At 61.0% G+C, this 12,371-nt stretch carries 13 protein-coding genes and 1 pseudogene; 2 read left to right on the forward strand and 12 right to left on the reverse strand.

Going from position 1 to position 12,371, the window contains the following annotated elements:
* Positions 1-236 (forward strand): annotated as a pseudogene (locus tag ACT6VE_RS31735) (bifunctional methylenetetrahydrofolate dehydrogenase/methenyltetrahydrofolate cyclohydrolase); the annotation flags it as partial.
* Positions 237-394: 158 nt separating this feature from the next.
* Here the strand turns inward: ACT6VE_RS31735 and ACT6VE_RS31740 are convergent.
* The 6 genes from ACT6VE_RS31740 to ACT6VE_RS31765 all read right to left on the reverse strand — a co-directional run bounded on the left by ACT6VE_RS31740 (position 395) and on the right by ACT6VE_RS31765 (position 5,421).
* Entirely contained in the window at positions 395-775 is a 381-nt protein-coding gene (locus ACT6VE_RS31740) for a VOC family protein (RefSeq protein ID WP_444802228.1), read from the reverse strand.
* Between the two features lie 122 nt (positions 776-897).
* Entirely contained in the window at positions 898-2,406 is a 1,509-nt protein-coding gene (locus tag ACT6VE_RS31745) for a tripartite tricarboxylate transporter permease (RefSeq protein ID WP_444802229.1), read from the reverse strand.
* Positions 2,406-2,864: a tripartite tricarboxylate transporter TctB family protein gene (locus ACT6VE_RS31750; RefSeq protein ID WP_444802230.1), complete on the reverse strand. Its 459-nt coding sequence runs from the start codon at positions 2,862-2,864 to the stop codon at positions 2,406-2,408. Before ACT6VE_RS31750 ends, ACT6VE_RS31745 begins: the two co-directional genes overlap by 1 nt.
* A complete protein-coding gene (locus ACT6VE_RS31755; RefSeq protein ID WP_444802231.1) occupies positions 2,855-3,829 on the reverse strand; it encodes a tripartite tricarboxylate transporter substrate binding protein in 975 nt (324 codons plus the stop codon). The genes ACT6VE_RS31750 and ACT6VE_RS31755 overlap by 10 nt, the downstream gene beginning before the upstream one ends.
* 24 nt (positions 3,830-3,853) lie before the next feature.
* Positions 3,854-4,747, reverse strand: coding sequence for a DUF1932 domain-containing protein (locus tag ACT6VE_RS31760; protein ID WP_444802232.1), 894 nt, complete (start codon positions 4,745-4,747; stop codon positions 3,854-3,856).
* Positions 4,744-5,421, reverse strand: coding sequence for an RraA family protein (locus tag ACT6VE_RS31765; RefSeq protein WP_444802254.1), 678 nt, complete (start codon positions 5,419-5,421; stop codon positions 4,744-4,746). Before ACT6VE_RS31765 ends, ACT6VE_RS31760 begins: the two co-directional genes overlap by 4 nt.
* Positions 5,422-5,545: 124 nt before the next feature.
* On the opposite strand from ACT6VE_RS31765, the gene ACT6VE_RS31770 reads away from it, so the two are divergent.
* A complete protein-coding gene (locus tag ACT6VE_RS31770) occupies positions 5,546-6,253 on the forward strand; it encodes an IclR family transcriptional regulator (protein ID WP_444802233.1) in 708 nt (235 codons plus the stop codon).
* Here ACT6VE_RS31770 and ACT6VE_RS31775 read toward each other — a convergent pair.
* The 6 genes from ACT6VE_RS31775 to ACT6VE_RS31800 all read right to left on the reverse strand — a co-directional run bounded on the left by ACT6VE_RS31775 (position 6,250) and on the right by ACT6VE_RS31800 (position 12,344).
* Positions 6,250-7,419 carry an MFS transporter gene (locus tag ACT6VE_RS31775; RefSeq protein ID WP_444802234.1) on the reverse strand — a complete coding sequence of 390 codons (1,170 nt, stop codon included), beginning with the start codon at positions 7,417-7,419 and terminating at the stop codon, positions 6,250-6,252. The genes ACT6VE_RS31770 and ACT6VE_RS31775 overlap by 4 nt on opposite strands.
* 30 nt (positions 7,420-7,449) lie before the next feature.
* Complete coding sequence (locus ACT6VE_RS31780) at positions 7,450-8,076, reverse strand: RraA family protein (RefSeq protein WP_444802235.1); 627 nt, start codon at positions 8,074-8,076, stop codon at positions 7,450-7,452.
* The gene (locus tag ACT6VE_RS31785) at positions 8,073-9,119 is read right to left on the reverse strand and encodes an NAD(P)-dependent oxidoreductase (protein WP_444802236.1); all 1,047 of its coding nucleotides are present in this window, start codon (positions 9,117-9,119) and stop codon (positions 8,073-8,075) included. The genes ACT6VE_RS31780 and ACT6VE_RS31785 overlap by 4 nt, the downstream gene beginning before the upstream one ends.
* Before the next feature lie 16 nt (positions 9,120-9,135).
* Positions 9,136-10,110 carry a tripartite tricarboxylate transporter substrate binding protein gene (locus tag ACT6VE_RS31790; RefSeq protein WP_444802237.1) on the reverse strand — a complete coding sequence of 325 codons (975 nt, stop codon included), beginning with the start codon at positions 10,108-10,110 and terminating at the stop codon, positions 9,136-9,138.
* A 134-nt stretch (positions 10,111-10,244) separates the two neighbouring features.
* Positions 10,245-11,759, reverse strand: a complete 1,515-nt coding sequence (locus ACT6VE_RS31795; protein WP_444802238.1) for a tripartite tricarboxylate transporter permease — start codon at positions 11,757-11,759, stop codon at positions 10,245-10,247.
* 3 nt (positions 11,760-11,762) lie between these two features.
* The gene (locus ACT6VE_RS31800; RefSeq protein ID WP_444802239.1) at positions 11,763-12,344 is read right to left on the reverse strand and encodes a tripartite tricarboxylate transporter TctB family protein; all 582 of its coding nucleotides are present in this window, start codon (positions 12,342-12,344) and stop codon (positions 11,763-11,765) included.
* Positions 12,345-12,371 lie beyond the last annotated feature (27 nt).

Here is a 12,371-nt window from a genome sequence, read left to right on the forward strand (position 1 = left end):
GGGTGAAGCCGGGTGCCACCGTCATCGACGTCGGCATCAACCGTCTCGATGCGCCGGAGGGCGGCGAGGGCAGGAGCAGTCTGGTGGGCGATGTCGCCTATGACGAGGTTTCAGAGGTTGCCGGTGCGATCACCCCGGTTCCGGGCGGTGTCGGGCCGATGACCATCGCCATGCTGATGGACAACACCGTGATCGCGGCCTATCGCAGTGCTGACCGCGCGCCGCCGAAATTCTGACCGATTCAATTTAGTCCTTATTGCGCAACGTTATCGGGAAAACAACGTGCCGCTGGTTCGGTTCCCTTCAAGGCGATAGAACGGTCGCTTCGGGACACTACCTGTCCGGTTAACGGCAGAGGTGGCTTGTGGGTGGTGCGCGGAATTATTTGGGCTCCCTATTTGCAGTCGACGACTTGGAGGAAATAGCCTTCGGGGCCGCAAATATTGAACAGTTTCCGCCCAGTCGCTTCGATGACCCGGACGTTATCTACCGTGTAGCCGGTTGCTTTTAGCTGTCTATGCAGCGCCTCTAGATCATCTGACTTCAGTCCGATATGGCGCAATCCCAATGGGCGCAGCCCTTCCGCATGAACTTGAGGAACAAGCTCCAGCACGACCCCCCTTTGCGGATCACTGGGGAAGGTCAACTCGATTGAGCCGCCAGAGTGATCCGTCTCGCGAACGAGCGTGAATCCCAGCGAAACGAGAAAGCGCGCCATCTCTCCAGGGTTGACGACAACGATATCGATATGGTCGATTGCATCAAGTTTTGCCACGAATGTCCGCCTTTTTTCTATAGCTTGAGATGCGTGGGCGCGATTGGTCGACTATATTGCGACCGCGTTGGCGGGCGTCGATCGCAATAATGAGCGAAAGCATCTCGGCTCACGTTTATGGTTCAAAAATCGTCGACAATCTGTTCCGCTAGGTCGCGGCGGCGATAGTGAGACCAGATGATCGACAGCAATACCAGCACAGCAAGGGCCAGCAGTACCGCGCTAATAGGCCGCGTTACCAAGGGCGAGGGATCACCGCCGGAAATCAAAAGCATCCGGCGAATGTTCGTTTCCAGTAGCGGGCCGAGCACAAAGCCTAATGCTAGAGGAACCGGGTTCAGCCGCGCCTTGCGCATCAACCAGGCCAGCGCTGCCATGCCTGCCACCATCAACAGGTCGAACGTGCTGGAGTTCACGCTGTAGACCCCCACACAGCAGAACAACAGGATCGCCGGGTAAAGTAGACGATACGGTACGCTGATAAGCCGGACCCAAAGCCCGACGAGGGGCAAGTTCAGGATCACGAGCATGATGTTGCCGATCCACATGCTGACGATAAATGCCCAGAATAGATCTGCATGCTGTTCGATGATTTTCGGGCCGGCCGCAACGCCATGAATCATAAGCGCTCCGAGCATGATCGCCGTCACTCCGCCGGTGGGGATGCCCAGGATTAACATCGGGATCAGATTGGCCTGCGCCCCGCTATTGTTTGCCGCTTCGGGTGCTGCCACACCCTCAATTGCGCCGTGGCCGAAGCGTTCCGGCGTGCGTGAGATGCGTTTTTCGAAGGCATAGGCCATGAAGGCTGACAGCGTTGCTCCGCCGCCGGGGAGGATGCCGATAAGGGTGCCAAGTGCTGTGCCGCGCAGGCTAGGGCCGATGATTTTCTTCAACTCCGGCCCCATGGACCGAAGGCGGATGCGGCTGTCCAGCACTGGGCGCTTTTCGTCCGGCTCCTCAAGGTTCGTCATGATTTCGGCAATGGCGAAGAAGGCCACCGATAGCACGATGAACGAGATGCCATCATAAAGGTAAACCGAGCCGAAGGACATGCGCGATCCGCCGCTGTTCACATCGATACCAACAAGCCCCAACAAAAGTCCGACAAGGATCATTCCCGCTGATTGCAGAAGTGAGCCTGATACGAGAAGGCAGGACGAAATCAGCCCAAACACCGCAAGCGAAACATATTCCGCCGGCCCGAACGACAGCGCCATCGTGGCAAGCCAGGGTGCCAGCAATATGATGACGACATTTCCGAGCATCCCCGCCATGAACGACGCCAGCGCGGCTGCGGCCAGTGCTAACCCAGCCTTTCCCTGCCTCGCCATCTGATGTCCATCGATCGCGGTTACGACGGATGACGCCTCGCCGGGCATGTTTACCAGGATAGCGGTGGTCGACCCGCCATATTGGGCGCCATAGTAGATGCCCGCGAGCATGATCAACGCCGCAACGGGTGGCAAGAAATAGGTGACCGGCAACAGCATGGCCAGGGTGGCCGAGGGGCCGACGCCGGGCAGCACGCCGATGGCCGTCCCAAGGAAGACACCGACGAAGCAAAGCGTCAGGTTAATGGGCGTCGCCACCTCGACAAAGCCCATCATAACGGAATTCAACAAGTCCATCAGAACAACCTTAGTTGGACGCCCAGGCCCACGATGAAGATCAGCGTAGTAGCCACGCACATCACCACGACCAGAAGCAGCGTTTCGTGCCAGCGGCGCGCAGGTCTTGCCAGTGCCGAGACGACGATCAGGAAGGTCGCCGCGGCGAGATAACCGGCATAGATATTGATCACCGCAAAGCCGGCCACGGCGACCAGGATGCAGAGGATCGCTCGAAGGTTCGTAGGCGAGATTCCGACGGCCTGCGCGGAAAGGAGTGCCCGGGCGAGGGTCAACATGCCGACCCCCACAACCGCAACCGCCAGGATTCGTGGCAGGAAGCCTGATCCCATCATTGATAGGCTGCCAAAGGCTAGAGAGCGCGATGCGATCAGGCCAAGCACGCCAATTCCGATGAAAATCAGCCCGGCCAACGCGCCGGGCTGATCAATCTTCGCAAATCGAGCTGTTACTGCCACGGCGACTTTTCCCACATCGTGCGGTAGACCGCGTCTCGATCCTTCAGCCACAGTGCCCAGTCCGGCCCATCGAGATAAGCAAAGGGAATGTTGAGTGGTGCTGCGGCGGCCCGGAATTCGGGGTCGTCCAGCGTGGCCTTGATTGCGCTCGACATACGCGTGCGAATCTCCTCCGAAACATTGGCGTTGGAGGCGATCCCTCGTTCAGAGCTGAAGACGATATCGAAGCCCTGTTCCTTCGCCGTTGGTACGTCGGGCTGATCGGCGTGGCGTTCTTCTTGCAGGATCGCGATGGGGCGCAACTGGCCGCCCCCGGTCAAATCGCCCGCGCCGCTGGATAGGCTGCTGCCCGACATGGCAATATGCCCGCCCATGGCAGCTGTGATAGCCTCGGCATTGCTGTTAAACGGAGCGTAGACAATGTTGACCCCGTAGTCGTTCTTAAGTGCCAGCGCGGTAAAATGCTCATCCGTCCCAACCCCGGAGCCGCCCATCGTCACCGGAGTGTCGCTAGACTTTGCTGTTTCAACCACATCCTTGAGTGTTTTAAACTCGGAATTGGCGCTAACCACGACGAAGGACGGGTCGACGACCAAGCGGGCGAGCGGGACGATATCCTCGTTTTTGAATCCGACCTCGCGCGAGACCTGCATGGTCAGAAAGCCTGGCAGGCTCATCAACGAAAAGGTGTAGCCGTCGGGTTTGGCCTGAGCCAGCGCAGTGTAGGCAAGCTCTGCCCCGCCGCCTGGCTTGTTCACGACGATAACCTTGGCGCCGGCACCTAGGTGCTTTTCCAAGAATGGCTGCATGGTGCGGGCCATAATGTCCTGCCCGCCGCCCGGTGCGAAGCCGACCAGTAGTTCGATGGGCTTGTCACTTGGCCAATCGGCATTTGCGACCGTGGGCATGGCCAGCGCTGCCATGAGTGCCAGCGCCGCCGTCCCGTTCTTTACGTGTTCAAACATGCCTTCCTCCCATTTATGATAATGTCAGATTGCGGGCCTCAGCCTGGGCTGCAGCCAGTCCACGCTCGCCTGCCAGCCCTCCTGCTGCAGGCGCTCGATGGTGGGACGGTTTGCCGGATCACTTGCGAGCACGGCTAGCTCTGCAAACCGCGCGATAGTGGCCTCCGTCATAAGTGGGGCGAGGGAAACGTCGCGCAGCGTCTCGGCCGACATCTCCACCTCCTCATGGCGGCGAACCGCGTGTTTCAGGGATCCGGAAACCAGCCGGTCGACATAGCTGTGGAAGGGTCGGGCAAAGGTTTCGTCCAACGAGGACAGCACGTCCTTTTCCACGCCATAGCGGCGGGCGGCGGACAGCGCCTCAAACACCAGCATGGCAAAACCCTTCATCGCTACGGATCGGATTATCTTGATGCTGGCTGCCGTGCCGCAGGGGCCTGGCACTTCGCGGATGGACATACCGAAGGGGGTGAGTTCGTCGATCATTGCCGGTGCACCTGGCCCGCAGGCAAGGATGGAAAGTGCCAGTCCCTGTGACACCGCTCCAACGATGACCGCGTCGCCGATGCAGGCACCGGTGGGGGAGAGACGATCAAAGACCTGGCTTTTGATGGCTGGCGTGGTCGAGGCGACGTCGAGATAAGTGTGGCGGGCGTTCAGGAGCGGCTCTAGGGCCGTCGCGATACGAAGGGACTGCGAGCCAGGCGTCACACCAAGGATCAGATCCGCCCACCCGCACAGTTCGTCCAGGGTTCCGCAGATGCCGACGCCGTTTGCCTCGGCGAGATAGCGCTGTTCCGCACCGAGGAACGGATCGTGCACGACCACCGAAGGGTGGCCAGCGGCCTTGAGGCCGGGCGCAAGGATACGCCCGATCTCTCCAAAGCCGATGAAGCCGACGCGAAGGGTGTCGCTCATGCCGAAAGCCCCTCGCATCCCAGTTCGGCCAGCCGCTTGTTGATCCACTCGCGATCACTTTTACCCGCAAGGATCGCGGCCATTTGAATCTCTTCGGCAGCGTGTTTCTTGCGCGTGGCTGCAAGGATTGTAGGGGCCTCGGCGGCGGGCACGGCCAAAAGGCCATCCTGATCGCCCACAATCAGATCGCCCGGCTGCACAGGCATGCCGCCGATCGAAACTGGCACGTTGATCGCGCCCGGACCGTCCTTGTACGGCCCACGATGGGTAACGCCGCGGGCGTAGACTGGAAAATTGTCGGATGCGATTGCATCCAGATCGCGAACGGCGCCGTCGATCACAATCCCTGCAATGCCGCGCTTTTTTGCAAACGCAATCATCAGCTCCCCGATGATCGCATTGGTCAAATCGCCGCCGGCATCAACGATCACCACGTCGCCCGGCAGCGCCAATTCGAGCGCCTTGTGCACCATAAGATTATCCCCGGGTCTGGTCCGCACGGTCAGCGCCGGGCCGGACATATAGCTGGCCTTATGCAGCGGCCGCAGCTCGGCGCCACCGGCAGCCATGCGGGACATGCAGTCGCTGATGTTGGCTACGGGAAGGCCGTGGAAGCTGGCCGCGATTTCGGCGCTGACGGTCCGGGGGCGAGGGAGGATCTGAAATCCATGCATTGCTTTTCTGTCCGGGTCTTTCGGTTGCGGATGGTCTGATCCTAGGGAGGCGAGAACAGTCTTGTCCATACAAAAGTTTCACACTATGATACATATGACCATACAATGAAACTAGGTTCACCTGATGAAACATGACGACGATAACAAAGGCGGTGTCGCCGCAGTGGAAAGGGCATTGGATGTTCTTGATTGTTTTCAGGTTTCTCATCCGGCGCTGAAGCTCTCTGAACTTTCCCTACGAACAGGCCTGCACAAGACGACTGCGCTCCGTCTCGTGCGTACGCTGGAGAGCGCCGGCTACGTGGTGCGCAGGCCAGACGGGCGCTGGCGGCTTGGCCCCTCGGTCGCGCGCCTGGGCGCGCGCTATACGGCAACCTTCGATTCCGAGTTGACCCTGCTGCCACCGTTGCAGGAGCTGAGCCGGACCTCGGGCGAGAGCGCATCGGTGTTTGTGCGTGAGGGGGATATTCGTATCTGCATCGCCCGGGTCGAAGGGCCGAGCCCGATCCGCCACGCGCAGCGCGTCGGCCGGGCGCTTCCGCTACATCTGGGCGCTCCTGGCAAGGTGCTTCTGGCCTTTTCCGGGGAGCGTGGAGAGGTTTTCGACGAGATTCGCGCGGCGGGGTTCTGCATCTCGATTGGGGAACGGCATCCGGAGATTTCCAGCATATCGGTACCCGTCTATGGGGAGAACCGCACCCTGTTCGGCGCGCTCAGCATATCGGGACCGACCTCGCGCCTGAACAGACGCAAGCTTCTGGGACTGAAGCTTGACGTTCTGGGCGTGGCTGCTGACCTTTCCATCAGCTTGGGCGGTGATCAGGACGATTAACGGATCCGCCGTACCGCCAGCGCGCAAGCGACAAGACCCGTCCCCATGATGATGAACGGGCTGCCGGGGCCAAGTGACGCTGCGGTGGCCCCTGCACCGAGCGGTATCAGAAATTGTCCGACGCGATTTGCCGTCATCCTCAGCGATAGCGCCGTTGCCGTGCTGGATACCGGGGCGAGCAGCATCGTGACCGAGATGGTGCAGGCAATCGCCATCCCCATCGTGTAGCCCGCCGTTGCTAATACCAGTGCGAGGGCCCAGACTGGCAAGCTTGCCGCCAGTGCCAGGGATGTGAGGCCCGCTGCGAGGATCGCCAGCGTCATTAGCCGGACGCGCCCCACTCGCCTTACCAACTGCGAGAACAGCAGCCGCGATGCCATGGATGCGGCCGCCCTGAGACTGAGCAGCAGCCCGACGGTCGCAGCGTCGATTCCGCGAGCGGCGGCTAGGGCAGGCAGGAACACCATGATCAGATCATTCGTGGCGAGGCAGATGCCGCTGGCAAGCACCGTCACAGCCATGCCGGGTTGGGCAAGGATCGCCCTCAATGCAGGAGGCTTTTCGTCGGACGGTGGAGCAATATGCGCCGGCATACGCAGCGCAGTCAGTGCTGCGGCGAGCATCAGGACCACTGCCGCCCCCGCCAAGGCCGGAAACAGCGCCGATCCAGGCGAGAGCGCACCTGTCGGTGTGACGGCTGTCAGGAGCAGAGGGCCTGTGGCATGACCAAGTGCAGTGGCAATCAAGAAATTACCAAGGACTCGGTCATGGGATTCGGGAGCGGAACAGCGCGTCGTGGCAACTTGCAATGCCGAGATTGTCATGACCTGACCTATCCCCAACAGCAGCGTGAAACCCAGCATCAGGGGAAAGCCCCCCGAAGCCAACCACAGTCCAAGCACCGCTGCCAGCACCAGAGCAGCCCCTGTGACGATGACCGCAGCCTCGCCATGCCGGTCGCTGTAGCGACCGATGCGGACCACGAACAGCACCGGCAGCAGCGCAAACGCCGAAGACAGAAGGCCAATGCTGGCCAGGGACATTCCCTGGTCGACCGCTTGGTAGGACGTGGCCACCCGCGCAAGCGGCACAGTTGTCTGCAACAGCGCAGCCGCTGCCAGAAGGGGCAAAAGAAGCGGCCAATGAATAGCCCCTCGATCGGACATGGTCCGCGCCTTTCCTCCCGTGCGCAGGCGTCAAGCCAGCGCGGGCTTTGCGCCCTGTCGCAGCATCGCGCGCTTGGCGGTTTCTTGAGCGAATTTCGCTTCGGCCTGCTGTACGATGCTTTCGACATCGGCCCTGCGGATGACAGCGACGCCGTCGGCATCAGCCACGATGACATCACCTACCTGCACGACGACGCCTCCCATGGCGATGGGCCGCCCGATATAGCCTGGTCCGTTTTTGTAGGGACCTGCTGGGGTGACGCCGCGTGAAAATACGGGCATCGGAATTTCTGTCAACGCATCGGCATCGCGTACACAGCCGTCGATGACGAATCCCGCCAAGCCGAGCGCGTAGGCCTTTTCACCCATCAATTCCCCAATCAGCGCCCGGGTCATGTCGCCCAGGCCGTTGATAACAATGACCTCGCCCGGGTGTGCGGCGTCCATGGCGGCATGGATGACCTTGTTGTCACCTGCCGCCGTCAGCACGGTAACGGCAGAGCCGACAATGCGTGCAGCTGGCCAGACCGGGCCGATGCCGGCATCCATCAAACCCAGCCGGTCCTGAACATCACCAATATTGGCTGCGGGCAAGACGCGCAGGCGCGCCAGCAGGGCAGGATCCAGCAGCGTGCGGTTGGGATCGAGTTCGTTCATGAAAGGGTCTCCGGTTCGGTGGACGCCTGCCGCAGGTGGCGGGTGTATTCAGGATTGATCACATCGGGAGTGCTGCCCCCGGTTAAAATTGCAAGCACGTTGCGCACGGCGGTAGAGCCGCCAAGATCACGCGCCTGCTCTGTGGCGCCGCCGACATGCGGCGTCAGCAGGACATTGGGGAAGGACCGCAGCGGATGGTCTATGGCCAGAGGTTCGCCCACCGCTACATCGAGGGCCGCTCCGGCGATGGTTTTCGCGGCCAGAGCGGCTGCCAGCGCATCCTGGTCGACGACTTCTCCACGGGAGGTGTTGACCACTGAGGCTGAGGGCTTCATCAGCGACAGCCGTTCGGAATTCAGCCAGCCTCTGGTCTCCGGCGTCAGCGGCATGTGCAGGCTGATGACATCAGAGCGTGCAAGCAGCTCCTCGGCGCTGACATAATTCACGCCATGGGTCTTGGCGAAGGCTTCGTCCTGCCAGGCGTCATGGGCCAGAACCGTCACCTCGAACGGTGCCAGAAGCTGGATCAGTCGCTTGCCGATGCGCCCCAGTCCAACGATGCCAACGGTTGCTCCCGTCAGCTCCAGCCCATCGAGCCGCTTCCAACCGGCAGCTGCATAATCTGCCAGGTTCTCGGGCAGGCGTCGCAGGGCAGCAAGCATCAGCGTGAGCGCCAGTTCCGCCACCGCGCGCTGATTGAGCCCGGCGTGGATGCAAATCGCCACTCCGTTCGCAGTCGCTGCCGGAACGTCGATCGCGTCATACCCCACCCCACCCCGCGCCACTGCACGCAGCCGGGGGGCTGCGGCCAGGATGGGTGCTGAGAAAGGATCGCTGCCCACGATGGCGCCGTCCACGCTGGCGACGAGGGCTGTCCAATCGGCTGTCGTCATGTTGCGCGACGTGCCGTGGATGACATCGATCCCGTTTGTCGTGAAAGGCTCCAGCGTTAAGTGACCCTTCGGCAGGAAGGGAACCGTCACGAGCACCCGCCGACGTGTCGTTGAAAGGTTGTATTGCGTCATGTTCTGTTTTTCCGTCATCGGGTGCTGCACGTGGTCACTTCTGGGCTTGATCCAGCAGTGTTGCGATATGTTTGGTCCAAAGGGTGGTTTCGGATTCCCAGAACGCCTTGTAGTCGGCGGCATTCATGTAGGCGGCCTGGAGGTTTGCGGTCTTCATCTGGGCCACGAATTCCGCACTCTGCATGATCTTGCCGATCGCGTCGGACACCCGGGTCACGATCTCACTGGGCGTACCAGCCGGGAACGCGAAGCCGCGGCTGGAGCCGACGACGATGTCATGACCCTGTTCAGCAAGCGTTGGCACCTCGGTCAGGAAGGGGCTGCGCACGTCACTGGCGACGCCGATTGTGCGGATCTGGCCCGCCTTCTCGAATTCCACCACGTCGCCGACATTCGCGACCATCACGTTCAAATCACCCGCAAGGACGGCGGTCGTTACCGTGGTAGCGCCATCGGGATAGGTAACCACGGCGAATTTCGCACCGGTGGCTTCTTCAAGCAGCACGCGCATCAACGCATCGCCGCCCGTCGGGCCAACCTGGGAGATGGTGATGGTGCCCGGTGCAGCTTTCGCGGCGGCCAGAACATCGTCCAGCGTTTTCCATGGGCTGTCAGCCCGGATGGCCAGCACATTCGGGTCGAACACCACGCGGGCGATGGGAGCAAAGTCGTCCTTGGTATAAGCCGCGCCGATTGCGGGATCGATCGGACCTAGAATGGCCGAGGCGCTGGTCGTGCTGAACGTATAGCCATCGGGCTTCGACGCCATAAGCGCATTATAGCCGACCTGACCCGAGCCGCCGGTGCGGTTCTCAGCCACGACAGGTACGCCGAGTTCCTTTTCCAGGGCCGATCCGATCATGCGCGCGCCCACATCGGTAGAGCCGCCGGCTGAGAAGCCGATGATCATCGTAATGGGCTTGTCGGGCCAGGTTTCCTGTGCCGATGCCGTCAGGCCAGAGGCCATCATCGTGATGGCCGCAGCGATCACGGTCAGATGCTTCTTCATGTCGTCTATTCCTTGCAGGGGGCGGACTGCGCCGCCGTGTTTTACCTATTCAGTGAGCAAGACATTCAGGGGAACGATGTCATGATGATCTGCTTGGCCCCTCCCTTGTTGATCGAATTTCGGACTGATGCGGGCTACTCCTCCGTATTCGACTGCATCAGCTTGTGGACACGGCGCGGGGCCAGCTTGTCGCCGACGCTCGCCAACACCAGAACCAGCACCGCCGCGATGATCAGGGTCAGCGCGATGGGGCGGGTGAAGAAGATCGAGAAATCGCCCCGCGACATCTGCAACGACTGCCGCATCGACACTTCCAGCATGGGACCAAGGATCAATGTCAGCACCAAAGGTGCGAGCGGGATCTCCAGCCGCCGGAAGATCCAGCCGACCACGCCGAAGATGATCATCACGAAAATGCTGAAGGTCGAGGAGTCGACGGCATAGGATCCGATGATGATAAAGGCGAAGATCAGCGCCGACAGGATCGAGTAGGGTACGGCGAGCAGCCGCGTCCACAGGCCGACCAGCGGCACGTTGAGGATGAGGAGCAGCAGATTGCCCACGAACATGCTGGCGACGATGGTCCAGACCATCACGGGCTGTTGCACGAAGAGGCGTGGGCCGGGCGCAAAGCCATTCTGAATGAAGGCTCCCGTCAGCACTGCGAGCGACGCCGAGGATGGGATACCCAGAAAAAACAGCGGGATGAAGGCCGCGTTGACATGAGCGTTGTTGGCAGTTTCGGGTGCGGCAACACCTTCAATCGCTCCGGTTCCCAATTCGTGGCTGAATTTCGAGCTGCGCTTCTGGAAACTATAGGCCAACACCGTGGAAATCGTGCTGGTAATGCCGGGCACCAACCCCGTTAGAGTGCCGATTAGCGCGCCCGACGTGATGGCCGGAACCGACCGTTTCACGTCGGTACGGGTCGGCACCAGCTCGCGCATTTTCGGGGCACGAACACGAGACGACGTGGGATCGGCATTGTAGAGCATCTCGCCCAGGCCGAACAAACCGACCAAGACGGGAACGATAGCCACGCCGTCAAGGAGATTGGTCACACCGAAGATGAACCGTGGCGAGCCGGACACCGGGTCCAGCCCGATCAGCCCGATGGCAAAGCCAAGCAGGGCGGACAAGAGCCCAGCCACCACCGATTTGCCGACCAGTCCGGTGATCAGGGCCACGCCAACCAAAACGATCGCAAAGCTTTCTGGAGGCCCTATCATTAGCCCGATACGCGACAGGACCGGCGCAGCCAGCACGAGGCACAAAGTCGCGAAGGTACCGCCAATGAAAGATCCAATCCCCGCAATCGAGAGGGCGATACCGCCCCGGCCTTGCCGGGTCATCTGGTAGCCGTCGATGGCGGTGATGGCGGTCTCAGACTCACCTGGGATGTTTAACAGGACCGAGGTGATCGTGCCGCCATAAGCGCAGCCGTAGAAGATCGCCGACAGCATGATGATCGCAGTCGCTGGGTCGAGCCCAATAGTCAGCGGCATGAGGATTGCTATCCCGGCGGTTGATCCAATGCCGGGCAACACGCCCAGCGCCGTGCCGATAATGCACCCCAACAGCGCGAATAGCAGGTTCTGAAGCGTCAACGCGGCAAGAATGCCTTCCAGAAGGTAGGACCAGGATTCCATGGATCAAAGCCCCAGCGATTCTAGGAACGGAATGTCCGAGCGCGGAAGTGTTACCCGCAATAGGCCCGAGAACAGCGCGAAGACGAGGAATGATCCGACTGCCGCCATGATCAGCGTCGTGACCCAGCTCCTTTTGCCGAGAACGCGCAGGTGGAACAGCAGGAAAAAGAACATCGACAACTGAAAGCCGAGGTACTCCAGTGTCGAGGCCAGCAGGATCAGGCTGACTATAATTAGCCCTGCGCGCGTCAATCCGGCTTCCGGCAAGGGGGCGGGTGCATCTCCCTCGATCGTTTCATCCACCGATGCGATAGCTGCGTGCGCGTTGTCCATAGCCTCGGCGGTGCTGCGCTCTCGGAGTTCAACGACACGCTGGATCAGGAAGAGTGCGGCGACGACTACGAGCGCAAGGCCGATGATTAGCGGCAGAAAACCCGATCCTGGTCCGGTCGTGGAGAACAGGCGCAGTGTCGGCGCGCTGATCGCCATAAATACACCGCTCGCGAGGAGAAGTCCCGAGAAGCCTATGCCCAGCCAAGTCGCGAAGCGGTCCGGCTTATCCGGGTGTCCAATAAATGATGGCATCGTGCAGGCCTCCCCTCCCGCTTTTGT

The organism is Shinella sp., from assembly GCF_052438155.1.
Classification (GTDB): Bacteria; Pseudomonadota; Alphaproteobacteria; order Rhizobiales; family Rhizobiaceae; genus Shinella.

Excerpts from the sequence above, each read along its gene's own strand:
- ACT6VE_RS31745 (WP_444802229.1), bottom strand. The coding sequence starts at position 2,406 with ATGGACTTGTTGAATTCCGTTATGATGGGCTTTGTCGAGGTGGCGACG.
- ACT6VE_RS31755 (WP_444802231.1), bottom strand. The coding sequence starts at position 3,829 with ATGTTTGAACACGTAAAGAACGGGACGGCGGCGCTGGCACTCATGGCA.
- ACT6VE_RS31760 (WP_444802232.1), bottom strand. The coding sequence starts at position 4,747 with ATGAGCGACACCCTTCGCGTCGGCTTCATCGGCTTTGGAGAGATCGGG.
- ACT6VE_RS31765 (WP_444802254.1), bottom strand. The coding sequence starts at position 5,421 with ATGCATGGATTTCAGATCCTCCCTCGCCCCCGGACCGTCAGCGCCGAA.
- ACT6VE_RS31770 (WP_444802233.1), top strand. The coding sequence starts at position 5,546 with ATGAAACATGACGACGATAACAAAGGCGGTGTCGCCGCAGTGGAAAGG.
- ACT6VE_RS31775 (WP_444802234.1), bottom strand. The coding sequence starts at position 7,419 with ATGTCCGATCGAGGGGCTATTCATTGGCCGCTTCTTTTGCCCCTTCTG.
- ACT6VE_RS31780 (WP_444802235.1), bottom strand. The coding sequence starts at position 8,076 with ATGAACGAACTCGATCCCAACCGCACGCTGCTGGATCCTGCCCTGCTG.
- ACT6VE_RS31785 (WP_444802236.1), bottom strand. The coding sequence starts at position 9,119 with ATGACGGAAAAACAGAACATGACGCAATACAACCTTTCAACGACACGT.
- ACT6VE_RS31790 (WP_444802237.1), bottom strand. The coding sequence starts at position 10,110 with ATGAAGAAGCATCTGACCGTGATCGCTGCGGCCATCACGATGATGGCC.
- ACT6VE_RS31795 (WP_444802238.1), bottom strand. The coding sequence starts at position 11,759 with ATGGAATCCTGGTCCTACCTTCTGGAAGGCATTCTTGCCGCGTTGACG.
- ACT6VE_RS31800 (WP_444802239.1), bottom strand. The coding sequence starts at position 12,344 with ATGCCATCATTTATTGGACACCCGGATAAGCCGGACCGCTTCGCGACT.